Here is a 26378-nt window from a genome sequence, read left to right as displayed (position 1 = left end):
TCATTAACGGTTGATGAATGAGATTATATCAGAAAGCTACAGATAGACGCAAAAGTCGCGGCATACTGCCGCACGCAAAAGTCTGAAAGCGGCATACTGCCGCTTCAAGGAGAAGCAGATAACAGGTAAATGAAAAAACCAGGGATAACAGTTGTAATGCCAGCATATAACCATGAACTTTATGTGGCTGAGGCAATAGAGAGCGTCCTGAATCAGACCTTTGGCGATTTTGAGTTTATAATAATAAACGACGGCTCAAAGGACGCAACCGAGCAAGTCATAAAAAAGTACAAAGACCCAAGAATAAAATACTACTCTCAGGAAAACAGCGGCTCACATGCAACCATTAACCGCGGTATTTCGATGGCGGCAGGTGATTACATATCTATCATTAACTCAGACGACGCATATCATGTAAAACGCCTTGAAAGACTGCTAAGCACGGCAAAAGAGGGCGGGTATGTCTTTCAATTTACCGATCTGACTCTTATCGACAGCCAATCAAACCCGATAGACGACCCGGAACACTATTGGATTAAATGGTATACAAAATTAAAAAATGGTTATCTCCAAAACACATCCCCGTTAAAGGCAATATTGAGAGGGAATTATACGATAAGTACCTCCAACTTTTTTTTCAAGGCAGGCCTGACAGGCGAAATCGGCCTATTAAATGACCTTCGATACATACTCGATTATGATTTTGCGGTCAGGGCGATGAAACATAACGAAAAAGGATGCAATTTTTTAATAGGTGAAAAACTGCTGTCATACAGGCTTCATGGCAGCAATACGATACTCAAGGACCCTGTAAGCGCGCACATAGAGTGTTATGAGCTTATCACAAACACAATAAAGTACATTTACGGCCCTGAGATACATCCTGCTATCGACCACCTTAAAGAGATGACATGGGCTATCAAGTCGATATACGACAGCTATAACTATGATGCTGCTTCTGCGCCTGTCTCATCTCAGACAAAGTTATTCTTAAAGAAATATATCAAAGAGGGTACCTTAACACATAAAATGGCAAAGAAGCTGCTTAACTGGATACGTAAGTCTGATTAATGGAACATCGCACTGCGGCCTATAGTCTGTTAAGCGGCTGTGGCCTTGAGATAGGCGCCTTAAACTGCCCAGCGGTTTTAGATAAGGCTAAGTGTACTGTAAAGTATCTTGATATCCATGATATGGACGTGTCAAAGAAACTATTCTGCGAAGTTGACCCTGCTTTATTTGTCAAGCCTGATTTCATAGGAGACATTAACATAAATCCAGTCTCAGAAATCACTAATGAGGACTTCGACTTCATAATACTAAACCATGTGCTTGAGCATGTAGCGAACCCCATCAGGGTATTTCTTCACGTGTGGCCTGCGATTAATAAAAATGGATTACTTGTACTGTCGGTACCGGACAAGGACTATACATTTGACAAAGACAGGCAGCTCACAAAATTTGAACACCTGCTTGCCGATTACTACTTAGAGGTAAATGAGGCGGCAGATGACCATTATACAGATTTCCTGATCGCTGTCCACCCTGAGACATTCCAGACCAAAGAGGCATTTCTGTCCGCAGTTAGAAATGTAAGAAATAGAAACGAGCATGTTCACGTATGGAACAGTACAACTTTTAAAGAACATCTTTTAAAAATTATAGATATGTTTTCAATCGGGACAGAAATAGTATTGGAGTCCGCAGCCGCGGCAAACAAGATAGAGTACTTTGTGGTACTTAGAAAGATATGATACATTTTTTTTTAATGCAATCAGAATGTGTTGACAACATAACTTGTCTTTTGTTAGTGTACATGCGTATAGCGGCAAACAATAGGAGAGAATGTTGCTGATAAAAGGTGAGACAGTGATATGTAAGCTGATGCCAAAGGTTGAGCGATACGATACCTCTGTTTTTTCGGTAGAAGGTGACCATATAACTATCAACGCTGCTAACGGGTATTCTGAACATTTCAGAAAAGGGCAGCACGTTATGCTGTCAACTGATAATATAGATTATTTCACGGAAGTCACCTCATCAGATAAACTGTATGTGCGCTTGCGTCTGCTTGGAACCGAGCAGCGTGATTTTTTTCGGGTTGACGATTGTCTGTCAATAGTAGTGAAAAAGATTAATGCAGTTGCTGCTAACAAAAAATCGAAGATAATCTCTGAGTTTGGCAGGGAGATGTCGAATTTGAGAAGTTATGCCGTTGACATCCCTGATGAGACTATAAGCCCTGTCCTTTGGAAGATGCTCCTTGATATAGACATGAAACTGGGGTTAGTGTTGGATAAGCTGTCGCTGGAAAAAGAAGGATTGGTGGATGCCGAAGAGAAAGATGTCAACATAAGTGCATCAGGGGTACGTCTAAGGTGCCGCACCGAGTTTGAGAAAGGTGATTCAGTGGAGATAAAGATGTTGCTTCCGTCATCGCCCCCTGTCGGCCTGATTGTTTATGGGAATGTAGTCATGTCGGCATGTCTTGAAACCGGCGAATGCGAGGTATCAATAAATTTCGTCAATGTCGAGGAAGATGTAAGGGACGAGATAATTCGGTATACCCTGAACAGGCAGCGTGAGATTCTAAGAAAACAGCGTGACCATTTCTATAAGGAGAAAGGTTCTGATACAAAATAATAATATTACGGTGGGTTATCAGGCATGACAGTTTTAATAGGGATGTTCATGGTAATGGGGTCAATAATAGGTGGTTTTTTGATTGAACACGGTAATCTTGCGACACTGTTAAATCCCCCTGAGTTGCTGATAATATTCGGAGCAGCATCTGGCTCGTTGGTTGTTGGGTCGCCAATGAAGGTGGTAAAGGCGGTAATTGCTAGTTTTGCGTCAATACTGAAAGAGGGCGGGGCTACAAAAGCGGAGTATTTGGAGATGTTGGCGCTGCTTTTCATTGTGTTTTCCAAGGTAAGAAAGGAAGGGTTAATCTCGATTGAGCAGGATGTGGAAGAGCCAGGGAAAAGCCCTATGTTCACAAAGTATAAGAGCGTTATCTCAAACCATCACGCGATGAGGTTTATTTGCGATAATTTGAAGGTCATTATAACGACCAATATGCCGCCCCATGAGTTAGCGGATTTACTGGACATAGACATTGAGGCCAGTGCACATGAGGAGATGCTGCCGGTAATGGCAATTCAGAAGATGGGTGACGCCTTGCCTGGGTTTGGAATAGTGGCAGCGGTGCTTGGCGTTGTGTTGACGATGGAGAAGATATCGGAGCCTCCCGCTGTTTTGGGACACAGCATAGGCGCTGCCCTAGTTGGGACTTTTTTGGGCATTTTGTTGTGTTATGGGTTTGTCGGGCCGATAGCGCAAAATCTTGAAATAAAGGTGAAAGAAGGAGAAATTATGTTTTATGTGATTAAGACGGCGTTAGTGGCCTTTGTAGGCGGGGCAGCGCCGCAGATAGCCGTAGAGGCCGGCAGGAGGGCAATCCCGGGACACGACAGGCCAACATTTGCAGAACTTGAGGCCGCCGTTAGAAAATAGGTGGAAAATAGGTAGAAAATAAATGGTTAGTAAATGAAAGGCCAGAACATAATAATAAAGAAAAAGAAGAAAGGCGGTCATGGCGGCGGTCATGGCGGTTCATGGAAGGTGGCTTATGCGGATTTTGTGACGGCGATGATGGCCTTTTTCCTCCTGATGTGGCTTCTTAATATGACATCCCCTTCAAAAAAAATGCAGCTCTCGACGTATTTTAAGAACTTGAGCATGTTTGAAGCCCTTTCAATGAGCTTTGTAGGAAAGGGTAAAGATGTGGTTGATTCAGCAGTTACCAAATACCCAAAAGATGAGGTAAGTGAAACAATCGAAGGTGCGGCATCAGAAGGCGCTGGAGACCTGGAAAAAAAACTTGAGAAGTTGAAAAAAGACATGGATAAAGTAGAGGCAAAAATCAAAGACGCTTCGCCAGCGGAACTGGAAAGTCTGGAAAAGCTCAGAGCGGCCCTGAAGAAAGAGATCAAGGACGTAGAAGAGAAGATTAAAGAGACTGAGTCGATAGGCGCTGAACAGTTTAAGGAAAAGCTGCAGAGAAATATAGGGGAGAACCTGAAAAAGGAAATAGGGGAAAGGAATGCCGACTTAAAAGATCAGGTTTTGATAGATGTAGTGGAGGGCGGCGTAAGAATACAGATTGTTGACAAGGCCGGTCAGCCCATGTTTGCGCTTGGAAGTCCTGAGCTGACGCAGGACGCAAAGAGACTGATAAAAATTATAGCCACAGACCTCCTGACACTCAAGGGCATAAAGCTGTCAATAGAGGGCCACACGGACGCACTGAGTTATTCATCAAGCAAGTACACTAACTGGGAACTCTCGACCGACAGGGCATCAGCTGCCCGAAAAGAACTCGAACGCGACGGCATTGACCCTAACGATTTAGAGAGGGTAGCTGGATTTGCCGCAACCAAACCGCTAATCGCAGACAATCCAAACGACCCAAGAAACCGTAGGATAACAATCATGGTATATTCTACGAAGCAGACCAATGTGCAGGCCGATATACTCAAGAATAATATGAGCCCTGCAAGTAATAACTGAAAATAAAGGAGTGGAATAAGTGAAAGGTCAGACAGACATTACGCTTCAGGATGGAATAATCATCTCAGTATATACTGGTGAGATGGACATGGAAATAGTGAAACAAGCCGCCTCTGGTATCGAAGAACTTCTAACTAAGTCCCAGAGTACGAGAATTCTCTATAATACGTTAAACATGGAGACCCCCTCTATGAAACTGGCTATGGAGATGAAATCATTTGATGCAAAGATAAGAGATAAGGTGCAAAAAAGTGCCACAGTAGTGCCGAGCGCTACGACTGCCTTTTTTGCCTCAATAGCCTTTATATTGTCGAAAAACCACAAGGTATTTCACAACGACCTCGATGCCGCGTTGTCGTGGCTGAAGTCCTGAACCTGTTGCAGTCAGTGATTTAGGGAGTTTATCGCCTGATAGAGTTCGGTTAAATCGGGGATTTTAATACAGGTTATGCCGTCAAATATATCGCCGTTAAATATCTCGATGTCTCCCCTGATTCGGGCGATAAATGGTACATGATTAACTGAGGCCGCCTTGTAGTCGCTCATGGCATCGCCGACATAGACGGCTGTCTCCGGGGCGATACCGTGTGTTTCAAGGATTTCCTGTACGATAGCGGACTTCTTTTTTGGGGCACCGTGGACTGCCTTAAAGTACTTACCCATGTGTCTATGTCTTATGATCTGCTCTATCTCTGCCTGCGGGGTAGCGGTTGACACAAAACACTTGTAAGCACTGATGGCGAAGTTGTCCAAAAATTCCAGCGCACCACTGACATACGGCGCCTGAGACACTTCATTGACGACAAGGTCTGCAAAATGTTTGCAAAGCTCATCGAACCGCTCTGTGGTAAGCGGCCTCTCTAAGATATGTTCATAAATATAACGAAACTTGTCGAATCTCGATACACCGGCATTTTGTAGGTGAAACTCCACAACCCTTGCCATAACACTCTGGCCTTCCGGCTCAAAAAGCCTTGCAAATGCCCGTGTTTTAATATCCACCGATTCGACAAGTACGCCGTCAAAATCAAATATTATCGAGTTAATCATCAAACATGCCTACAATGGTGCATGGAGCGCTGTCTAAAGCTTCTACACGCAGGGGAAAAACAACCACTTCTCTCAAAGCAGTAAGATTAGAGGACAAGTCCATGTCTTCAATAAGTACAATCGGGGCATTTTGCCCGTCAGGGTCTAAAAATGCCCTATGCGTAAGCCTTCCGAGCACACGGTTGGTGTATGGGGAGACAGAAATCCAGTCTATGCCCACTGCCCGCAGATGGGGGTACTTGCTTCTTAAATGAAACCCCACGTCGGGGTCAATGCCTGGATTTTCTTTTACATATACCTCTTCATGTCTTCGTTTGCACCAGTTTGACTGTATAAGCAGGAGGTCTGTTTGTGGTGATAGTTCACTAAGCCCTTTTAAAATCTCTGACGGTTCTAATGATACCTGTAAGACATAAGGATGCTTAAAAAACCAGAACTCCGGTGGATACTCAAAGACCTTCAGTCCGTGATTAAAGAAATGGTTTGGGGCGTCAACATGTGTGCCCCAGTGGTTTTCCATTGTAAATGAAGATACATTAGCGCTGTCCCCTCTGGAGATAGATTTAAGCGTATGAATCGCAAGGGATATAGTGCCGCCGTATACGGGGTTTTGCCCGTCTGCCAGCGTGTGTGACAGGAATTCATGTCTCATGTCAGACCTTTTCCGTCAAAGAAGATTGCAGCGGCAGTGCATTATATAAGTCATGAATAGTCTCAAGGATTCCCTGTCCGAGGTCTACATAGGTGCGGGAGGTCAGGCGCCTGCCTATTTTTGGTGCAAAGGTGTACGGTGTAATCTCGTAGTGCAGGTCGGTGTCGGCTGGCAGGAATTCGATTTCGATCTTATTTTCAAACATCTCCCTTATCATAAACAGGAGATCCTTTATCCTCATCTTTTGGTAGCCGGTAATAATGATGTGCTGATTGGTAAAGTCCTCATCAAGAATCTCAACGGCGCCTCTTGCCGCGTCATGGATGTGGATATATTCCCTGAGTTCTTCGCCGTCGCCGTAACGGGTTATCTTTCCCTCTTTCAGCGCCTGAGTCAACATCGTAAAGATGATATTTCTGTTGTCCGCCCGCGGGCCATAGAGTGAGCCGAAGCGAAGTATTGTATATGGCAGACCAAACAGTTCCTTGTAGTTTTCGATTAATAGTTCGCAGGCCTGTTTGGTGCTTCTGTATATGGAGCCTGCCTTACTGTAAACATAAAGCGAACTGGCAAAGACAAACCTTTTTACATTTGCCTTCCTGCACGCCTCCAGTATGATAGCGTTACCAAGAATATTATAACGTACACCGTCTAATGGTTTTTTGCTTGCCTCGTCTATGTCTGCAATACCGGCAAAGTTATAGACATAATCACATCCTTTGACAACAGACTCTACGGCATTTTCGTCTAAAATATCACCAATTATCATTTTTTGCCTGCCAGTTAAATACTGGGATTGCCTTATGTCGTAAACAAAGACTTCAAAGCCCTCGGCGTCCAGGCAATCTGCCACATGGCTTCCGAGGAAACCCGCGCCGCCAAATACCACAACCTTGCCTGTCTTAAGCATCACTTAATGGGCTGAGACCTTTAAGCAGGTTTTCTGTGGATAGTATCTCCATTTCAACGCGTGATTCAACCGCGTATGAGCCTATGTGGGGGGTGACAATGGTGTTTTTCAATTCCCTTAGTTTGCCGTCATATGGTTCGCGCTCAAATACGTCAATGGCCGCACCACGCAGATGACCGCTTTTTAAGCTCTCAAAGAGCGCCTCTTCATCCACTGTCCCGCCGCGGGATACGTTTATAAGCCAGCCGCCCCTTTTCATTCTGGCAATCTCCGCCGCCCCCATAATCATATCCTTTGCAGAGACATGAATTATAACTATATCAGCAAAATCTAATAACGCGTTCAGGGATAATTTCTGAAAGGGTGGTGTCTCTTCGACAAAGGGGTCTGTAAATACTATTGTGCATCCAAATGGTTGTAACAGTGATGCAGAAGCCCTTCCAATTCGTCCAAAGCCGATGATGCCAATGTTTTTCCCAGTTAGCAGATTGCCCATGAGTTTATCCCACTTGCCTGTCCTGATAGAAGAATCCATCACGTTTATTTTTCTCAGGAGATTCAATATCATGCCCAGAGTCAACTCGGCAACTGCGCGCGTAGGGGCGTCGGGGGTGTTAAAGACCTCAATGCCAAGCCTCTTTGCTGCCGTCATGTCAACATTGTCAAGCCCTGTGCCACACCTTGAGATAACCCTTAAGTCGGGCAGTGAGTCAAGCACATCTGCACTAAGTGGCTCAGTCCCCGCGATAACTCCAACGCAGCCGCGGCAGACCTCTATGGTCTCTTCTTTTTTTAATTTTCTGCCGTAAGGATTCAGGGCAATCTCAAAGCCAGCACGCAGCGGCAGTAACGGCTTTTCGTCGTACTTGCCGAAGGATGTCGTTGTTATTGCAATTTTTACCTTTTTCAAATCAAATTCGGCGCATGTTACACTTGCCTCATATCACATTCACGGGCACGGGGCTATCCTATCACATTTCCAATGAAAATATCTATGCCTTCAGTTCCACAGTGCAGCTGGGCTGCCTTGCCAATATTTAATTTTGTATGTTGAATTAATATATTGTGAAATTGATTGTGATATATGCTATAATGACGATGGAGGCAGTGTAAATTGAACAATGCATATAAAAATATTTTCGTATGGCTGTTTATCGGCGGCCTGATGATTGTGCTGTTTAACCTGCTCAGCGTGCAGAAGCCCATGCAGGAGGAGCTTATCTTCTCGGATTTCCTTGAAAAATTAAGGTCCGGTAATCTGGAAGAGGTTATGATTAAAGAAAACGAGGTGACCGGCAAGCTCAAAGACGGCAAGGTGTTCAGGACATTTGCCATGGAGTACCCGGACCTTGTCAAAGAGATGGTCAGTAAAAACGTCAAGATAACAGTAAAACCCCCAACGTCTAACCCGTGGTATGTGAGCTTTTTCTTTTCATGGGGGCCGATTATCTTTCTCGCGCTTATCTGGATATTCTTTATGCGCCAGATGCAGGTCGGGGGCAACAAGGCCATGTCGTTCGGGAAGTCTAAGGCAAGGCTGGTCTCCGACAAGACAAACAAGGTGACATTTAAAGATGTAGCCGGCATAGAAGAGGCAAAGGCAGAGGTGCAGGAGATTATAGATTTCCTCAGAGACCCGCAGAAGTTCACAAGGCTTGGCGGCAGGATTCCCAGAGGCGTGCTGCTCGTAGGGCCGCCCGGCACTGGTAAAACACTGCTTGCTAGGGCGATTGCGGGTGAGGCCGATGTGCCGTTTTATTCTATATCGGGGTCAGACTTCGTTGAGATGTTTGTAGGCGTCGGCGCTTCACGCGTCAGAGACCTCTTTGACCAGGCAAAGAAAAATGCCCCATGTATCATATTTATTGATGAGATAGACGCCGTTGGCAGGCACAGAGGAGCAGGGCTTGGCGGCGGGCACGACGAACGCGAACAGACCCTCAACCAACTGCTCGTGGAAATGGACGGCTTTGAAGGCAAAGAGGGCCGCATCGTCATAGCGGCTACAAACAGACCTGATGTGCTTGACCCGGCACTTTTGCGCCCCGGGCGCTTTGACAGACAAGTTGTCGTCTCACAGCCCGATGTCAGGGGGCGCGAGGAGATACTTAGGGTTCATACGGCAGAGGTTCCCATCGAAGAAAATGTCGATTTAGCCCTTATCGCCAGAGGTACCCCGGGCTTTACAGGGGCAGACCTTTCTAATCTTGTTAATGAGGCAGCGCTTTTAGCCGCCAGAGATACAAAAGAAAAAGTGGAGATGTCAGACTTTGACAAGGCCAAAGACAAAGTACTCATGGGTGTAGAGAGGAGGAGCATGATAATAAGCGATGAGGAAAAGAAAAACACCGCCTATCATGAATCAGGACATACCCTTGTTGCCAAATTCACGCCCGGCACAGACCCGGTACACAAGGTGAGTATCATCCCTCGTGGCCGCGCCCTCGGCGTAACCCAGCAGCTTCCAATTGACGACAGATATACATACTCAAGGGAATTTCTGAAAAAGACACTAAAGGTACTGCTTGGCGGCAGGGCAGCCGAAGAACTTGCCCTTAATCACATGACCACAGGGGCAGGCAATGACCTTGAGCGCGCCACAGACCTTGCCAGAAAAATGGTTACAGAATGGGGTATGTCAGACGTAATGGGGCCGCTTACATTCGGGAAAAAGGACGAGCAGATATTTCTCGGCAGAGAGATAGTAAAGCACAAGGACTATAGCGAAAAAACCGCTATCGGCATTGACGAAGAGGTCAGAAGGCTTGTGATGGAGGCATATGAGTCGTCGAAGGAGCTTCTCAGCGCCAATATCGATACGCTTGAGGCTATGGCAAAAGTACTGCTTGAGAAAGAGACTATCGGCAATAACGAAATAGATCTGCTCATAGAACAAACCAGACAGTTGCGTCCTCAGGCTGCTGAGTTGGCCTAAGCTCTGCCGAAGCTTCCCTATCTTATCGAACTAGCCCAAATAACCCAAATAACCAAAACAAATTGATACTCCGCTTAAAAAGACACCCCATAGACCTATCAGCAAAGACCTGCGTGATGGGTATTCTGAACGTGACGCCCGATTCATTTTCAGACGGCGGACGCTTTTTTGATAGAACTATGGCAATTGACCAGGCCCTTGCTATGGTATCAGCGGGTGCAGATATCATAGACATAGGAGGAGAGTCAACCCGCCCCGGCGCTGAGGCCGTGTCATATGATGAAGAACTCAGAAGGACTATCCCTGTGATAGAGGCAATAGCGCAGGGCGTCTCAATCCCCATATCTATTGATACGTACAAGGCCGCCGTGGCACGAAGAGCACTCGAGGCGGGGGCAGAGATAATCAACGACATAAGCGGCCTCAGATTCGACGGCGCTATGGCCTCAGTCGCGGCACACTATGATGCGGCTGTAATCATCATGCACATCAAAGGCACACCAAAGGATATGCAGATAAACCCCGTCTATGAAGATATATTTTCGGAAATCGGGGCGTATTTTAATAAATCTATAGATATAGCGCTTGCTGCGGGCGTAAAGAAAGATATGATAGTCCTTGACCCTGGCATAGGGTTTGGCAAGACCATAGACCATAACCTTCAGATAATAGGGAATCTTGGCAGATTTAAGGGGCTGGGTTATCCCATATTAATAGGTGCATCGAGAAAGGCATTTATTGGGAAGATATTAGGGGATGTGCCGGTTGATAAAAGGCTCATGGGGACAGCCGCCATGGTGAGTGCTTCCATATTAAAGGGCGCTGATATTGTGCGCGTACACGATGTGAGGGAGATGTCGGAGGTGGCAAGGGCGGCATTTGCCCTCAGGGGCGCAGCGCAGCCATTAAGATGAAAGTACTAACCATATGCGGCCCAACATGCGTTGGAAAGACCGGTGTGACGATTGTCCTTGCGCAGAGGCTTAACGCTGAAATCGTAAGTGCGGATTCGATGCAGGTATATAAAGGGATGGATATTGGTACGGCAAAGCCGACAGCAGACCAAAGGTCACTGGTTGCCCACCATATGATAGACATAGCCGGGCCAACAGACACATACAGCACGGGCAGGTACGTATCTGATGCAGCCCTGATAATGGAAGACATTACCGCAAGGGGCAAGCGCCCGATAGTAAGCGGCGGCACCGGCCTTTATATCAGGGCAATGTCAAAAGGGCTTTTCTCAGCGCCGTCGGCGGACTGGGAGCTAAGAAATAATCTGATGAGTGCCGAGGCGCAGACGCCCGGCTTCCTGTATAACTATCTCGGCAGTATAGACCCCAAAAGTGCTGAGAAGATAAACCCCAACGACCACCGCAGGGTCATTCGTGCCATAGAGGTATGCCTCAAGTGCGGCACCACTATGTCAAAACTGCAAATGGAAATGACAAGGCCGCTTCCCTATGAGTTTATAAAAATATGCCTGACAAGACAGAGGGATGAGTTATATGCGATGATAAACGAACGAGTCGATATGATGCTGGCATCTGGCCTCGTAGAAGAGGCTGAAACACTGTTCAGGCTGCCGCTTGCCCACACACCTATGCAGGCAATCGGCTACAAAGAGCTCTTCGCGTACTTCAGGGGGGAGACAGGATTAGCAGAGGCCGTGTTAAAAATAAAACAGGCAACACGCAGATATGCCAAGAGACAGATATGCTGGTTTAAGAGCGAACCAGACATTTTGTGCCTTGATATAACTGGTATATCAGACGAAAAAGAGATTTTGCATAAAATTATCCCTCACCTTCCAATTTAACCGCTTGAATTATTTAGAAAAATAATTTATAGTAAATAAAAATAAGGAGATATGACAATGGCAGCAGCTAAGGGTACAACCCTGCAGGATACGTATTTGAACTTTCTCAGGAAAGAAAAAATGCCGGTTATGATATATTTAGTTAACGGGGTGAAATTGAAGGGCGTAATCAAGGGGTTTGACAGCTTTGTAATAATACTGAAAGATATTAAGCAGCAGCTGATCTATAAGCACTCAATTTCATCGATAGTGCCGGAGGGGGAGGTAAACCTAAGGGATGAGGAAATTGCAGAGACATAAGACAGCGAAAAAAATATAGCGGTAAAGGAGATATACAAATGATTAAATTCATGCACAAGTATGCGAAGTTTTTTTATGTGTTTTTCTTTTTGATAATCATATCCTTCATATTCTTTTACGTTGGCCCGATAGACAAGTCCTTAGAGCAGCTCGCCCTTGTAGAGATAGGGGAAAAGAAAATATACCCTGATGAGTACTGGAGGATGTACGAGAATATGAAAAACTACTACTCCAATGCGCTAAAGGAGAAGTTCACGCCGGAGATGGAAAAGGAACTAAGGCTGAAAGATATAGTCCTTGAGGGAATCATAGACAATGAACTACTTTTATCCGAGGCCATTAATCTTGGCATAAAAGTTACTGATGAAGAGGTTAATGATGCAATAACGCACGACCCCTCATTTATCAGAGACGGGGTGTTCAGAAAGGAAATATACCTGAGAACCCTTGAGTTAAGCAGACTTAATCCCAGATACTTTGAGCAGAAAAAACGTGATGACCTGACAATTCAAAAAATGAGGAGATTAATAGAACTTGCGGCAAATACCAAAGCAGAGATACCGAAAGAGTTTGCCGGAGCGTTGAAAGGCAATGAACAGGCGATGGAATCAATTATGAAGTCAATTCAGGATGAACAAAAGGCGAAGACTTTAAGGTCATACATGCAGGGGCTGAGAAAGATAATCCCTGTGAAGGTAAGAGCTGAGTTGATTGCCTGGGAGGGCGGTGATGGCGCAAAACCGGTCGTTTAAACCAAGAAGACCAATTAAAAAGGTCACTGACAGTAACAAGTCCGTCGAGGAAATAATTCGGGAGCTGAAGGCAGCAAGTCAAAACACAAACAGTAATTACCGGCAGCAGTCGCTTCAAATTCACGGTCTGATATGTGCAAAGTGCGGCCGTGAATTCGACGAAAAAAACAAGAACCAGTTAACGGTGCATCACAAAGACGGCAACCACAATAACAACCCCCAGGACGGTTCAAACTGGGAAAATCTGTGTGCCTATTGCCATGACGACGAACACACAAGGGGACTGCTAGGTGATTATATAGCCGGAAAATAAAAAAAGTATATGTCGGCAGGTAATAAATATTATAAAAGTGAAGATTTTACTTTAAGAAATTTGGTAGAATTGTGGTCAGGTTTTATATATGGGTTCTGTGAAAAGGGAGGACGCATGGGAAAAAGGCTTATTTTACCGGTCTTACTGACAGTATTATCGGTGTTCTTAGTGCAAAATATAGCATCAGCCGCCTTGTACAGATGGATTGACAAGGGCGGGCGTTCTCACGTAACCGATTATCCACCGCCCAACGAAGATGATGTAGAGACTAAGGAACCCGAAAAGCCTGAGGCAGCACCCGACGCAAAGACCAAACCCGCTGCACCTGTTACGAAAGCAACACCTCTTCCAGGAACGCCGCCGCCTGTTACTGCGGTAACACCACCGCCCTCTGCAGCGGTTACACCTGCGCCTCATGCGGCTGCACAACCGCCGGTTGCTACGGCAGCGCCCGTGCCCGTTCAGCCTTCGGTCACTCCCGCCCCAAAGCCCACGGCGAGGACATTACCAAAGCCCAAGATGCAGTCACCGGATACAGGCATGCCACTGCCGAAGAACTTGCCTTTTAATCCGAAGACACTTATTCTGATTGTCTTTGGAATCATAGGCTTTATCGTCCTTGGTTTTATATTTCACAGCTATTACTTTTATAAGATTGCCGTCCGATTGGACGTTCCTATGCCATGGATGGCATGGATACCGATTCTCAACTTGTATACGAAGGTTCAGGCCGCTGATAAGCCATTGTGGTGGATTCTGATTATATTTGTTTTACCAATACTTGAAGTTGTGCCGTGGATGAGTATATGTGAGAGGCTTGGGATTAATAAGAAATATGGATTATTGAGCCTTGCAATTTTAATTGGGCCGGTAGTGATGGCCGTAGGCGGCGTTTTTGCCTCATTATTCCCTGGTTCCTTATCGCTTGTCATACTTGTTATTGCAATGATTCTTTTTGCACTGTCACTGTTGGCAGTTCTTGCACAACCGGCTATCTGTTACTGGGCAGCGAATAAGGCGGAAAGGACGGATTCGTCATATGTGCCTATGGGTCAGTCTGCCTCTTCGCCGGATTATGAACAAGATACTGTGCCATTAGCCAAGCCAAACTATGAAGAGGCAGGCTCTGGTGCGTCGGCACCTATTGCAGCCGGTGTCGCAGCCGGTGCAGCACTGGGGGCAGGGCTTCTTTCTGGCAAAGACGCATACGCCCACAATACTGACGACGAAGAAACCGTAGGCATTCAGCATCATGGCGACCACGAGGCATTCAATGAAAATATCCACTCCGGTATCAGGCACGGTATCAGCTTAGATGAGGACCAGGGCACGGCTGACTCCGAGGCACTTACAATAGACCCTGAGGCCTTTACGTTAGACCCTGAGGCTGTTACAATAGACCCTGAGGCCATTACTATGGAACCAGATGCCTTTACCGTAGACCCCGAGGCTGTTACAATAGACCCCGAGGCCATTACTATGGAGCCAGATGCCTTTACGGTAGACCCAGAGGCCTTTACTGTAGATGCGGCTGCCCTGAAGTCAGGCATCGATGAGCCTCCTGTTGCGTCGCCTGATGATATCACGGTTGATTATGGAAAAGAGGGAGATATAGATTTTACAATTGATGACATCACCAATGACGGCGTACCAGCAGATAATGAAGATATAAGCATTTTATCTCAACCTGAGCAGGATGGAGAATACAAGTTCGACATTGACTCCATGTCTGATATTAAACTGAGCGATGATATGCCGGAAGCGGAAACTCAGCAGGAGGCCATGCCTGAGTTTAAGTTTCAGCTTGAGGTGGATGATTTGCCCGATTCTGACTCAGGTAATTATGACCTCAAAGAAAGTGAGCACGTGCTGGACAGTGATATTCAACTTGAGAGGGAGGAATTTCCCTCAGAGTTGAGCGTTAGTTCAGACCATAGTTTAGAGTTGGAAATAGAAGACGGTGGCGCTATATCAGCCGACTTCAGCGCAATTGATGAGGCTCTGTCCGAAACAGTTGAATCAACCGCCGCAGTGGAGGAGGGAGAGTTTCAACTGCCTGCTGAGTTTTCTCTTGAAATAGCCGGGGCCTCTTCGGAGCTGCCAGAAATGGTAATAGAGCTTAGTCCAGGGGATAGTGCTGAACCAGTGTTAAATATACCCTTTGAGTTAGAGTTGGACCATCCTATGGAGGACGAGGCCGGTAATCTGAAAATAGACACCAGCGATTTCAACTCACTCTCAGCGCTGGTAGATATGGAAATAGCGCAGGAGACCGGCGGTACTACCGAACAGGAGTACGAGATATCATTGGAGCCAGAATTGGAGCCTGAGCCTGAGGCTGCCCCAATTGTGCAGCCTAAGCCCAAAAAAGGGGCTAAATCTAAAAAGGAGGCTGTCCCAGAAGTGCCAGAAGTGCCAGAAGCGCTAAAACAGCCGGAGCCTGACCTTGCCCCTGAAGTGCAGCCTAAATCTAAAAAAGGTGCTAAATCTAAAAAGGATGCAAGACCTGAAATCATGGTTATCCCTGAAGTGCCGGATATCCCTGAAGTACCGGCAGAGCCTGAAGTGGTAGTAAAGCCAGTTATGCCGATTAAGCCGATTATGCCGCCAAAACCAGCAGCGCCGCCAAAACCAGATAGTGAAAGAACAATAGAAGATATCTTAATAGCCGGATTAAAGCTGGAACTTGATGAGACACACAACATAGACGATGGTCATAAGGAGGAAAAACCATGAAGGGAGACTTCCTGAAGGCGATGCAGTTTCGCCACGCTTGTAAAATATTTGATGCAGAGAAAAAGATACCGGATGAAGACCTCCGGTTTATTCTTGAGGCAGGGCGTCTCAGCCCTTCGTCTTTCGGCTTAGAACAGTGGAGGTTTATCGTAGTACGCACACAGGAGTTAAAAGAAAAGCTGAAAGAGGCATGTTTTAATCAGGTACAGCTTTCGACATGCAGTGACGCGGTAGTAATAGCGGCAAAAATAGAAGAGTTACTGCCGGGGTCTGAATATGTAGAGGCGCGCTTTGCCTGCCTTGCTGACCGCCCGGAGGTGCTTAAGTGGGTAAGAGACTTTTACGCCAGTTATTACTCAGGCATAAATATCAGCCAATGGAGCATAACACAGTGTCACATAGCGGCGGCGAACATGATGACGGCTGCCGCTGCCATCGGCATAGATTCGTGTCCGATTGGTGGGTTTTCTCTGTCTAAGGTAATGGAGGCGCTTGGCCTTGATGAGGTAAAGCATACTGTTGCGCTGATTGTTCCCTTTGGTTACAGGGTGAACCCTCAGCCACAAAAATATAGGCTGGCCTTTGATGACCTGGTTGAGTATAGATAGTTGGTCAGCGTGAAGACAAATATGGCAAACTCCAGAGATGACAGGCCTCTGTATACAATAGGGGTTGCAGCAGAGCTGGCAGGGATAACCGATCAGACGCTGAGGCTGTATGAAAAGCACGGTCTAATTAAGCCCTCACGAAAAAACAAGAACCGTTTCTACTCAGAAAACGATATTAAATGGCTCAATTGCATCAGAGACCTGATACACGACAGGAAGATAAGTATTGAGGGGCTAAAGCTCTTGCTTGACTATGCCCCGTGCTGGGAGATAACCAAGTGTCCGGAACAGGTACGCCAGCACTGTTCAGCGTTTGTCGATAAGTCGATTCCATGCTGGGAGCTTAATAAAAAGAGGTGTGGTCACGACAATAAAATGACGTGTTCAAGCTGTGTTGTCTATCTTGGGAAGGTGAAGTTGGATACAATATAGCGCTGCCTGAATTTTTAAATCAAATCAAATGATTTATAAATGACACATGTTGACATATTATTGTGGTTAGATATAATCTAGGAGTGAGTACTATGGAGGTGTTATGGCTGAGGTAAAGCCTGCAAAGCCCGTAAAAAAGGCATTTAAAGTGGGTGGGAGTGTTTCCCCGAAGGACCTTGTGGTGTTTACAAGGCAGTTCTCTACTATGATAGACGCCGGTTTACCTCTTGTCCAGGCGCTTGATATACTTTCAGTACAGACTGAAAGCCCCGCGTTTCGGGCAATTATTGCCAATATGAAAGAAGACGTCGAAAGTGGTACAACCTTCGCCGACGCGGTAAAAAAACATCCAAAAGTCTTTGACGAGCTGTATGCTAACATGGTGCAGGCCGGCGAATTAGGCGGTATTCTTGATTCGGTGCTGCAGAATCTTGCCGATTATATAGAGAAGGCCCTCAGACTGAAAAAGAAGGTCAAGGGCGCTATGACCTATCCTGTGGTAATTATTTCGATAGCCGTTGTCTGTATCGGCGTTATAATGGTGTTTGTTGTGCCGACATTTGCAAAGATGTTTGCCTCATTAGGCGGTACGCTGCCTGCCCCTACGAGGATAATTATTGCGATGAGTAATTTCATAGCCGGCTGGGGCGGCGTAATAATTGTGGTTGTGATAGTGGCGCTTACGTTTATATACAAACAAATACGAAGTACCGATAAGGGCAAGTATGCCACAGACCAGATATTCTTAAAGCTGCCCGTGTTTGGAGTGCTTATACAGAAAGTTGCTGTGGCAAAATTTACCAGAACGCTTGGCACACTAATCAGAAGCGGTGTGCCCATACTGGAAGCGCTTGAAAATACCGCGAAGACATCAGGTAACAAGGTAGTGGAGAGGACTATAAACATCGTCAGAAGCTCGGTAACAGAGGGTCAGACAATAGTCGAGCCATTGTCGAAGTCGAAGGTGTTCCCGCCGATGGTAACCAGCATGGTATCTATTGGTGAGTCAACGGGTGCGCTTGATTCTATGCTCTCCAAGATAGCTGATTTTTATGATGAGGAGGTTGACCAGGCCGTCTCAAACCTCACAGCCCTGATGGAACCGATGATGATAGTGTTTCTTGGCGGCACGGTTGGCTTTACAGTTGTTGCCATGTATCTGCCGATATTTAAGATGGTAACACTGATTAAGTAACCTGCAAGTGGAAATTACCAAGCTCAGGTCGTTGATCCTCCTGAGGGTCTTTATTACGTATCTGCTCTTGGCCTCGTTTTTTCTTTATGACCAGAAGTTTGTAATCTTTATATATCCGATGTTTCTTTCCTATCTTGCGGCCTCTATTTTTTTTCTGACCATCATATATCTTGTAATTTTTAAAGTCCTTCAGAAGTCATATGAAAAATCAGATGAAAAGTCCAGCAGTGCCGTAGAGAAATCATTTTATCACTTTACATATTTTCAAGTAATATTCGATATATTTTTAATTATCACATTGATTTTGATAACCGGCGGGATAGATAGCTGGTTTTCTTTTCTTTTGCTTGTAAACATAATAAGCGCTGGGATTACGCTGGGAAAGCGGACGATTTTAATTGTAGCCGGTCTCAGCGGTATTTTATATGGCATCGCCCTGGAGCTGCAGTTCTACCAGATATTAAAAGTGCCATATGTGAGAAGTCTGAGTCCGAAGGATTTCTTTTATAATATATTTGCCAACATAACAGCCCTTTTCTTAATCGCCTACCTTAGCCGCAACCTGCTGATAAATCTTGAGCGGACGTCAACCACTCTGATAAAAACCGAGCGGGACTTCAGCGACCTCTATGCCTTTCACCGTGAGGTTATAGAAAACATACCTAACGGCCTGCTCTACACAGACACTGAAGGCAGCATTATGTTGTTCAACCGCCCGGCTGAGGAGATAACCGGTATCAACCGTGAAGCGGCAGTGGGGATGACAATCACGGAGGTATTTGATTTTGTCATACTTCCGGTAAAGAAGGGGATATATAAGGGAACAATGACGGCAACCCATAAGATAATCGAATTAAAACTCTCCGAACACAAGGACAACACAGGCCAAATGATGGGATTTGTTATTACCTTTGAGGACTTGACAAAGATAACAGAGCTGGAGCGGGAAATGAAGGAAAAAGAAAAACTCGCGGCCATTGGAGAACTCTCAGCAAACATAGCCCATGAGATAAGAAACCCCCTGGCTGCCCTGCGCGCCTCTATTGAGATGCTAAGAGAAGGAAAAGTCCCAGCGGACAAGATGGCAAGGGTTATGGAAATAGCCCTCTATGAAATGGACAGGCTTAATAAGATTATCACTGATTTCCTTGTCTATTCAAATCCACGCCCGCCAGAGTTCAAAATAATCTCTATCACAGCCGTACTAAGAGAGACCATTGAGATGCTTCGAAACTCCCTAGTTGGGCAAACAGGACAAACAGGACAAACAGGGCAAGACACCAGCGCTCTACAGCTAATTGCCTCCGGTATAGATGACGATTTGACAATAAGTGGTGACAAGGACAAACTTAAGCAGGTATTTTGGAACTTGTGCCTGAACGCGGTGCAGTCGTTCGGATGTCCTGTGGCTGAAGCCCTTGACAAGCGGATTGTGATAGATGCTAAAGCCCTGCAAGGTTATGTTAGAATAACGTTTGAAGACAATGGCGGCGGCATAAACCCGGATACATTAACAAAGATATTTTATCCATTTTTTACGACAAAAAAAGGAGGTTCAGGGCTGGGCCTTGCCATAGTATACAGGATTATACAGGACCATATGGGCAGGATAACAGTGAGCAGCATCGAGGGGGAGGGTACAACCTTCACAATAATATTGCCAATGGCTCAATGATGGAGGGTATTTAAAAATGAATCAGGGCAAGATACTCGTAGTAGAAGACGAAAAAAGCATGAACGATATACTAAAACTCCTGCTTGAGGGCGAGGGCTATGACGTTATAAGCGCGTATGACGGCAGAGAAGGCCTTGAAATTCTGAAAAAAGACATCTTCGATATCGTAATAACAGACATTAAAATGCCGCTTGGCAGCGGTCATGAGATATTAAAAGGCGTCAAGGAACTCTCCCCTGAGACGATGGTGTTGATGATAACCGCCTTTGGTACGACAGAAGACGCAATAGAGGCAATGAAATCCGGCGCATATGATTATATAAACAAGCCGTTTAAGATAGACGAGATCAGGCTAATAGTCAAAAATGCCCTTGAGAGGCGTCTCTTAAGCCGGGAGGTCAAAAACCTCCGCTCACAGGTAGTGTTCACGTTTCAAAAGGTGGCAGGTAAGAGTAAGGCGATTCGTGACCTGCTCTTAAGCATTCCCAAGGTTGCAGAGAGCAGCGCCAATGTGCTGATAACAGGCGAAAGCGGCTGCGGTAAGGAGCTTATCGCACGTGCTATCCACAACCTCAGTAAGCGCGTTGCCAAGGAATTTATCCCAATAAACTGCGCTGCCCTTCCTGAAGGACTTCTTGAGAGTGAGCTTTTTGGCTATATGAGAGGTTCGTTCACAGGGGCGAATTCAAATAAAACCGGACTGTTTGAGGCGGCTGACGGCGGCATTATATTCCTCGATGAAATAGGCGATATGCCGCTAAACCTCCAGGCCAAACTTCTACGTGTTCTTGAGGACGGCTCATTCAGGCGCATAGGTGGCACTAAAGACATAACTGTTGATGTGAGGATTATCTCTGCAACAAATAAGATTTTAAAAGACGAGGCGGCAGCAGGCAGATTCAGGGCTGACTTGTTTTACAGATTAAATGTCATCCCCATACACCTGCCCCCGCTCAGGGATAGAAAGGAAGACATTCCCGTGTTGATTGACCACTATTTGGATAAAAACAATGCTGCACATGTGAAGTTCACACGCGGGGCAATAGATGTGATGATGAAATACCCGTGGCCTGGTAATGTCAGGGAACTTGAGAATACCCTTGACCGGCTGCTTACTTTTACTGATAAATCTGTAATTACAGAGGAAGAAATCCCCGAAGATATACGCTCTGGTCAGACTGTGTCACAGCCTGTGCCTTGTTTAGAGGGTGTTAAGTTCATAGAGGGTGTCGAGTTCTCAGAAGGTGGTGTATCGCTTGATGATATACTGATGGAGACCGAAAAAAGGTATCTGCTTATGGCGCTTGAAAAGGCAGGTGGCAGTAAGACAGACGCTGCAAGGCTCCTTAATATCTCGTTCAGGCAGTTCAGGCACAGGCTGAAAAAATATGGCATAAATTGATTTACGTTGCGTAACGCGGCGCACTGTGATACAATATACGCGATATTATTCAAAAGGGGGACGGCTTGGAAATAAGGATTGTTGAAAATATATCTTTGACTGATATAAAGGCAGACGTACTGATCTTACCGTTTACAGAAGATTATAAGGGCAGCGTGTACGCAGGGCTTGATGATGAGACCGCGGGTTTGATAAAACACGTACTTGACACAAAGGAATTCACCGGCAAGCACACAGAGCTGACCCTCCTGCACACGAAGACCGGCAGGGTTGTCCTTGTTGGATTAGGCAAGGCAGAACAGTTAACGGCAGAAAGGCTGAGAAGGGTCGGCGGCAAGGTCTTTATTTCAAAATATCTCAAAGGGCATGAAGTCATCTCAGCAGCCCTTTCAGCGGCGATATTTAAGGAGCTGAGGATATTAGACGGCGCGCAGCATAGTGCGGCATTCTATTTTGTTGAAGGTGGTGTGTTAAGCAGCTACGAGTTCAGGAGGTATAAAAGGCCTGAAAAAGACCAGCCCCAAAGTCTGAAAACCCTGACAGTGCTTGATGCCGCTCAATCTGATAATTCGGCTGATTCAATGAAATGGCTTGACACCGTTATCCCTGCCGTAAGTTTTGCCCGCGATTTAGTGAACACGCCGTCATCTGATATGACACCGACGATACTGGCAGAAACGGCGAAGTCCCTCTCCGGCAAACTTGTAAAGGTAAATATACTGGATGCCTGGGATGCAAAAAAAGAGGGTATGTGGTCATACCTGTCTGTGTCGAAGGGATCGGCAGAACCTCCGAAGTTTATAGTCATAGAGTACTATGGCGGCCCGGTAAAAATGCCCCCTGTAGCGATAATTGGCAAATCCATCACATTTGACAGCGGTGGGCTGTCTCTGAAGCCTGCTGATGGGATGGAAAAGATGAAATACGATATGGCAGGCGGGGCTGCTGCCCTGGGGATAATAAAGGCGGCGTCGGAGCTGTCGCTTGATATAAATTTGGTAGCAGTGCTGCCAGCAACTGAGAACATGCCGGGAGGCAATGCCACACGCCCCGGCGATGTGGTTACCGCTATCACCGGCAAGACCATCGAGATACTAAATACGGACGCCGAGGGACGCCTTGTCCTTGCCGACGCAATTGGCTATGCGATAAAACACTACAAGCCAGCCGTTATAATCGACATGGCCACACTGACCGGTGCGTGTTCAATAGCGCTTGGTAACGAGGCCATAGCTATGATGGGAAATAACGAAGCCCTCATGGACGAACTGAAAAAGGCATCCAAAGAGACGTATGAGCGTGTGTGGCAGATGCCGCTTTACGAGGAATACAAGGACTATCTCAAGAGCGACATAGCCGACATAAAAAACATCGGGGGAAGGACAGGCGGGCTTGTCACTGCCGCGTATTTTCTCAGTGAATTCGTAACAGATACCCCGTGGGTACATCTGGACATAGCCTCTACTGCATTTGCCGACAAAGATAAACCATACATACGTAAAGGGGCAACGGGCATAGGGGTCAGACTGATAATGAATTATCTCTTAAATAGGCATGATTAAGACAACATATAAAAAAATAAACGCATACACAACCAAAGACGGCTCAGAGATAAGGGAACTGATGCACCCCCAGGTTCACGGAAACAAAAAACAGAGCCTGGCCGAGGCAATTGTAAAACTCAACGGGCAGACCAGTCTGCACAAACATGAGCTGACAGAGGAGATATATTACTTTACAGCAGGCAGGGGGCTTATGACGCTTGGCGGGGATGTGTTTGAGGTCTCAGCAGGTGACACCGTATGTATTGAGCCAGGCACGCCGCACAAGCTCAAAAACACGGGCACAGTTCCAATAAAAGTACTTTGCGCATGTGTGCCGCCGTACAGCCATGAAGACACTGTAATCGTAACAGAGCCGGGCATGTCTGCTGGGCAGTAAGAGACTGATAGGGGGGATGCCAAATGGAAGGGCAAAAGGCTGTTGAGTTTACATTAGCGGGAATAGATGCAAATGGTCAGGAGAGGGATTTTCAACTGAGCGATTTATTGCAAGAGGCCAAACATCTTGTACTATATTTCTATCCAAGAGATAACACCCCGGGCTGCACACAAGAGGCATGTGACTTCAGAGACAGCTTAAATATAATCCTTCCGTATGCCCGTGTGGCGGGTGTGAGCGCTGATTCACTGGAAAGCCATAAGAAGTTCAAAGAGAAATATGCGCTTAATTTTCCGCTCTTGAGTGACCCGCAGCACAAGGTAATGGAACTCTACGGCGCATGGGGGCAGAAGACCTCATACGGGAAGACAACAACGGGGACAATCCGCTCAACTGTGATAATAGCCCATGACGGCACGATAATAAAACACTACAAAGCGGTCAAGGCCAAAGGCCACGCACTGAGAGTTGTAGAAGACCTGAAGAGGATTTCACAGTGAAGCCCAATAGCCCGAAATGCCCAAAATATTTGAGAAGCCAAATATGCCAGAATTGATAGTTATATCAGAGGTTAAACTTCCGGCAGCGCTTGACCACCTGCGTGAGTTTTTGGATGCTGCCGCCTCATGCGCCCACGCCCATGGATTCACAGCCGAGCGGGTAGGGGAGGTTGAGTTAGTTATTGAGGAGGCATTTGTTAATATTGCATCATATGCCTATGAAGGGCAGCCCCCCGGCACTGCCGAAATGGTTATAAAGGTGGATGAGGCAGGGGATTTGCATGTTGAGTTAATAGATGAGGGTGTGCCGTTTGATTCGACGGCTGTTGCCGAACCTGATTTAGAAGCCGATATAGACAATAGAAAGATAGGCGGGCTTGGGATTTTTTTTATGAAACAGCTTATGGATGATGTTAGTTACAGCCGCGAAGACGGTAAAAATATTCTGAGATTTACCGTTGCCCGCACCGCGTGAAACATGCTGGAATGCAGGCCGAAAGACACACCCAACGGCGGTTTTAGAGAAAACTGCCCGCACTGCGGCGTAGTCTTCGACTCCCCTGATGAGTTATTTACGCACCTGTTTACGTTTCATTCGTGTTGAGCAGATTAATAAGAGCTGCCGTGAGCAGTCATGAAAAAATAATTTGACTTTATTAAATCATACAATTATAATATGTATGGGTTGGTATAGTGATAGGGGACTATCTCAGAAAAAGCCGTCAGGCGGCGAATTTGTCATTGGAGGATGTATCCGCAACGACAATGATAAAGCTGTCCTATCTGAAGGCATTGGAAGACGAAGACTTTAAGGCATTGCCCTGTGAAGTATTCACAAAAGGTTATATCCGCGTATATTTAGAGTCCTTAAATATGGACAGTACAGAGGGTTTGAGGATTTTACAGGAGGATGGATTTTATCCAGTTAAATCACAAGTTAAATTAAATACCTCTAAATATGCTAGCAGCGTAAAAATTGATACCGGCGGGCCAGAACAACCGGCAAAGCAGCCAACAAACTTGCTTGAGAACAACACTACAGATTACACGCGCCATTTGGTTTATTTGATAGTGTTCTTGGCTTTTTTGGCCGTTATCGTATATTCTTCGGCAAAAATATTCAGTGCTGCCAAAGAAGGGAATACTGCTGTAACCAGTTCAGTTGGCAGCAGTGACAACCAGGCACTAAGAAATGGAAAGTCGCCTGACCTTCAGCCTGACAGTGCAAAAAACTCAGAAAAAACGCCAGTTATAGTCGAGAAAAAGGCCGTCTCAAAATTACCGGATACAAAAAAAACAACCAAAAAACCATCTGACAAAATAAAAGAGTCAATGAACATATTAAATATGTCAACCGCTGAGGCAAGTACCCAAACCCAGCCGCAGGCACCAGTAATAAATAAGCCGGAACTAAAGGATATGTCCAAGGCCGTACAAAAGATGAAGGCAATGACAGCATCGCTTAAGTCTCTAAAGACAGCCGTAGAAAAGGCTAAATCAGCCGGGCAAAAGCCACCGCTTGACTCAAGCAAATCTGAAAGCCCAGCAGCAGCCCCAACTCCAGCAGAAGTTCAGTCGGCAGATGTGCCTGTGCAAACACCTGAAAAGCCAGATGTCAAAAACATGGCTGCCACACCAACTGCATTGACAGGCGAAAAAGAGCTGAACGGCACAGTTGTAGCCGGTGCTGAGACATTCTCCTACAGCGGTGAATCAGGTGGATCAAGTGATGGAGGCAGTATTGGTGCCGTTGATGTGTTAAATATGCAGCAACCAGAGGCAGATAAGCCCGAATTGACCGTGACAGGCGATACTAATTAGAAAAAGACTCCCCCCCACTTTGACGCCCTGACCAACAGTCTCCAAAATATTGACAATACCCACGTAATGTTGTTATAGTACCACTGTGCTGGACAAGAAGAAACTTTTTGTAGTTATTGCGGCGCTCATGACTGGTTCTGCGGCCTTGTTAGCGTTTATTGCGATTAGTCTGAGCGTTGAGAAGGTATTACTTGTGGGGATTTTTGTTGCCCTTGGTATTATCATGTCGGCGGTTATATATGGCGTGGTAAGCTCTATGGTTGCGAATTCTTCAGTGAATGAGATACTGCCTAATGAGGCAGTGCCTGAAGTTAAGGCAGTACCTGAGATTCAGGCAGCGCCCGCCTTCGAGCCTAAATCCGCCCAAACACTTATGATCTTGCAGAAAAAGGGGCGCCTGATAGACTTCCTTCAGGAGGATGTCAGCGGATTCAGCGACGCTCAAATTGGCAACGCAGTTAGGGCGATTCACTCAGGATGCAGGGAGGCCATTACGGAATATATAAAAATCGAACCAGTCAGGCACGAACCCGAAGGTAATGATGTAACGGTGGAGGCAGGCTTTGACCCATCGGCAGTCAGACTAACGGGCAATGTTACAGGGCAGCCCCCGTTTCGCGGTGTGCTGAGGCACTGTGGCTGGCGTGTTGTTAAGACGTCTTTGCCTGAGATTTCCGGCGGTCAGGACCTCAGCATTGTAGAGCCTGCAGAGGTTGAAATCCTTTAATGTGTTAAATTGAGATGTGTTCCCGATAAAATTCCCGC

28 protein-coding genes and 1 pseudogene are annotated in these 26378 nt (G+C 46.1%); 25 read left to right on the top strand and 4 right to left on the bottom strand.

Annotated features, from left to right (window positions below; translation table 11 throughout):
- Positions 1-129 precede the first annotated feature (129 nt).
- From ASN18_RS02180 to ASN18_RS02155, 6 genes are all read left to right on the top strand, one after another.
- On the top strand, positions 130-1071 hold the full coding sequence (locus ASN18_RS02180) for a glycosyltransferase family 2 protein (protein WP_085050960.1): 942 nt from the start codon (positions 130-132) through the stop codon (positions 1069-1071).
- Entirely contained in the window at positions 1071-1754 is a 684-nt protein-coding gene (locus tag ASN18_RS02175; protein ID WP_085050959.1) for a class I SAM-dependent methyltransferase, read from the top strand. Before ASN18_RS02180 ends, ASN18_RS02175 begins: the two co-directional genes overlap by 1 nt.
- A 91-nt stretch (positions 1755-1845) precedes the next feature.
- The gene (locus ASN18_RS02170) at positions 1846-2643 is read left to right on the top strand and encodes a PilZ domain-containing protein (RefSeq protein ID WP_085050958.1); all 798 of its coding nucleotides are present in this window, start codon (positions 1846-1848) and stop codon (positions 2641-2643) included.
- A 24-nt stretch (positions 2644-2667) separates the two neighbouring features.
- Positions 2668-3516, top strand: a complete 849-nt coding sequence (motA, locus tag ASN18_RS02165) for a flagellar motor stator protein MotA (RefSeq protein ID WP_085050957.1) — start codon at positions 2668-2670, stop codon at positions 3514-3516.
- 33 nt (positions 3517-3549) lie between these two features.
- Positions 3550-4572, top strand: a complete 1023-nt coding sequence (locus ASN18_RS02160) for a flagellar motor protein MotB (RefSeq protein ID WP_085050956.1) — start codon at positions 3550-3552, stop codon at positions 4570-4572.
- 19 nt (positions 4573-4591) lie between these two features.
- Positions 4592-4945, top strand: a complete 354-nt coding sequence (locus ASN18_RS02155) for a SpoIIAA family protein (RefSeq protein ID WP_085050955.1) — start codon at positions 4592-4594, stop codon at positions 4943-4945.
- An 11-nt stretch (positions 4946-4956) separates the two neighbouring features.
- Here the strand turns inward: ASN18_RS02155 and ASN18_RS02150 are convergent, their stop codons facing one another.
- The 4 genes from ASN18_RS02150 to ASN18_RS02135 are packed head-to-tail and all read right to left on the bottom strand — an operon-like array spanning position 4957 to position 8094.
- Positions 4957-5622: an HAD family hydrolase gene (locus ASN18_RS02150; protein ID WP_085050954.1), complete on the bottom strand. Its 666-nt coding sequence runs from the start codon at positions 5620-5622 to the stop codon at positions 4957-4959.
- Positions 5615-6274: a cyclase family protein gene (locus tag ASN18_RS02145; RefSeq protein ID WP_085050953.1), complete on the bottom strand. Its 660-nt coding sequence runs from the start codon at positions 6272-6274 to the stop codon at positions 5615-5617. Before ASN18_RS02145 ends, ASN18_RS02150 begins: the two co-directional genes overlap by 8 nt.
- A gap of 1 nt (position 6275) precedes the next feature.
- Complete coding sequence (locus ASN18_RS02140) at positions 6276-7184, bottom strand: NAD-dependent epimerase/dehydratase family protein (protein ID WP_085050952.1); 909 nt, start codon at positions 7182-7184, stop codon at positions 6276-6278.
- Positions 7177-8094: a phosphoglycerate dehydrogenase gene (locus tag ASN18_RS02135; RefSeq protein ID WP_085050951.1), complete on the bottom strand. Its 918-nt coding sequence runs from the start codon at positions 8092-8094 to the stop codon at positions 7177-7179. Before ASN18_RS02135 ends, ASN18_RS02140 begins: the two co-directional genes overlap by 8 nt.
- Positions 8095-8298: 204 nt before the next feature.
- Between ASN18_RS02135 and ftsH the strand changes: the two genes are divergently transcribed.
- The 19 genes and pseudogenes from ftsH (at position 8299) to ASN18_RS02045 (ending at position 26340) form a co-directional block, all read left to right on the top strand.
- Positions 8299-10119 (top strand): ATP-dependent zinc metalloprotease FtsH, encoded by a 1821-nt coding sequence (gene ftsH / locus ASN18_RS02130; RefSeq protein WP_085050950.1) that lies wholly within the window; start codon positions 8299-8301, stop codon positions 10117-10119.
- 116 nt (positions 10120-10235) lie between these two features.
- Positions 10236-11033, top strand: coding sequence for a dihydropteroate synthase (folP, locus tag ASN18_RS02125; protein ID WP_085050949.1), 798 nt, complete (start codon positions 10236-10238; stop codon positions 11031-11033).
- Positions 11030-11938, top strand: coding sequence for a tRNA (adenosine(37)-N6)-dimethylallyltransferase MiaA (gene miaA, locus ASN18_RS02120; protein WP_085050948.1), 909 nt, complete (start codon positions 11030-11032; stop codon positions 11936-11938). Before folP ends, miaA begins: the two co-directional genes overlap by 4 nt.
- 57 nt (positions 11939-11995) lie before the next feature.
- Positions 11996-12238 (top strand): RNA chaperone Hfq, encoded by a 243-nt coding sequence (gene hfq / locus ASN18_RS02115; protein ID WP_085050947.1) that lies wholly within the window; start codon positions 11996-11998, stop codon positions 12236-12238.
- Positions 12239-12276: 38 nt separating this feature from the next.
- Entirely contained in the window at positions 12277-12990 is a 714-nt protein-coding gene (locus ASN18_RS02110; protein ID WP_085050946.1) for a SurA N-terminal domain-containing protein, read from the top strand.
- Positions 12968-13303 carry a YajD family HNH nuclease gene (locus tag ASN18_RS02105; RefSeq protein ID WP_085050945.1) on the top strand — a complete coding sequence of 112 codons (336 nt, stop codon included), beginning with the start codon at positions 12968-12970 and terminating at the stop codon, positions 13301-13303. The genes ASN18_RS02110 and ASN18_RS02105 overlap by 23 nt, the downstream gene beginning before the upstream one ends.
- Before the next feature lie 114 nt (positions 13304-13417).
- The gene (locus tag ASN18_RS02100) at positions 13418-16039 is read left to right on the top strand and encodes a hypothetical protein (RefSeq protein ID WP_157072786.1); all 2622 of its coding nucleotides are present in this window, start codon (positions 13418-13420) and stop codon (positions 16037-16039) included.
- Positions 16036-16647, top strand: coding sequence for an NAD(P)H-dependent oxidoreductase (locus ASN18_RS02095; protein ID WP_085050943.1), 612 nt, complete (start codon positions 16036-16038; stop codon positions 16645-16647). The genes ASN18_RS02100 and ASN18_RS02095 overlap by 4 nt, the downstream gene beginning before the upstream one ends.
- 9 nt (positions 16648-16656) lie before the next feature.
- Positions 16657-17079: a MerR family transcriptional regulator gene (locus ASN18_RS02090; protein WP_157072785.1), complete on the top strand. Its 423-nt coding sequence runs from the start codon at positions 16657-16659 to the stop codon at positions 17077-17079.
- A 160-nt stretch (positions 17080-17239) separates the two neighbouring features.
- Positions 17240-18274: pseudogene (locus tag ASN18_RS02085) on the top strand (type II secretion system F family protein); the annotation flags it as partial.
- A gap of 7 nt (positions 18275-18281) precedes the next feature.
- A complete protein-coding gene (locus tag ASN18_RS02080) occupies positions 18282-19949 on the top strand; it encodes a two-component system sensor histidine kinase NtrB (protein ID WP_085050940.1) in 1668 nt (555 codons plus the stop codon).
- A 16-nt stretch (positions 19950-19965) separates the two neighbouring features.
- Entirely contained in the window at positions 19966-21351 is a 1386-nt protein-coding gene (locus tag ASN18_RS02075; protein ID WP_085050939.1) for a sigma-54-dependent transcriptional regulator, read from the top strand.
- 65 nt (positions 21352-21416) lie between these two features.
- Positions 21417-22913: a leucyl aminopeptidase gene (locus ASN18_RS02070; RefSeq protein ID WP_236861441.1), complete on the top strand. Its 1497-nt coding sequence runs from the start codon at positions 21417-21419 to the stop codon at positions 22911-22913.
- Complete coding sequence (locus tag ASN18_RS02065; RefSeq protein WP_085050937.1) at positions 22906-23292, top strand: cupin domain-containing protein; 387 nt, start codon at positions 22906-22908, stop codon at positions 23290-23292. The genes ASN18_RS02070 and ASN18_RS02065 overlap by 8 nt, the downstream gene beginning before the upstream one ends.
- A 23-nt stretch (positions 23293-23315) precedes the next feature.
- Positions 23316-23792 (top strand): peroxiredoxin, encoded by a 477-nt coding sequence (locus tag ASN18_RS02060; protein WP_085050936.1) that lies wholly within the window; start codon positions 23316-23318, stop codon positions 23790-23792.
- A 43-nt stretch (positions 23793-23835) separates the two neighbouring features.
- Entirely contained in the window at positions 23836-24267 is a 432-nt protein-coding gene (locus ASN18_RS02055) for an ATP-binding protein (RefSeq protein ID WP_236861440.1), read from the top strand.
- A gap of 3 nt (positions 24268-24270) precedes the next feature.
- Positions 24271-24396 carry a C2H2-type zinc finger protein gene (locus ASN18_RS17745; protein ID WP_306688521.1) on the top strand — a complete coding sequence of 42 codons (126 nt, stop codon included), beginning with the start codon at positions 24271-24273 and terminating at the stop codon, positions 24394-24396.
- Positions 24397-24485: 89 nt separating this feature from the next.
- Positions 24486-25613: a helix-turn-helix domain-containing protein gene (locus tag ASN18_RS02050; protein WP_236861439.1), complete on the top strand. Its 1128-nt coding sequence runs from the start codon at positions 24486-24488 to the stop codon at positions 25611-25613.
- An 85-nt stretch (positions 25614-25698) separates the two neighbouring features.
- Positions 25699-26340 carry a DUF2760 domain-containing protein gene (locus ASN18_RS02045; protein ID WP_236861438.1) on the top strand — a complete coding sequence of 214 codons (642 nt, stop codon included), beginning with the start codon at positions 25699-25701 and terminating at the stop codon, positions 26338-26340.
- Positions 26341-26378: the final 38 nt, after the last annotated feature.

The organism is Candidatus Magnetominusculus xianensis (assembly GCA_001541255.1).
Classification (GTDB): domain Bacteria; phylum Nitrospirota; class Thermodesulfovibrionia; order Thermodesulfovibrionales; family Magnetobacteriaceae; genus Magnetominusculus; species Magnetominusculus xianensis.
This window is presented reverse-complemented; position numbering and strand designations above follow the sequence as displayed.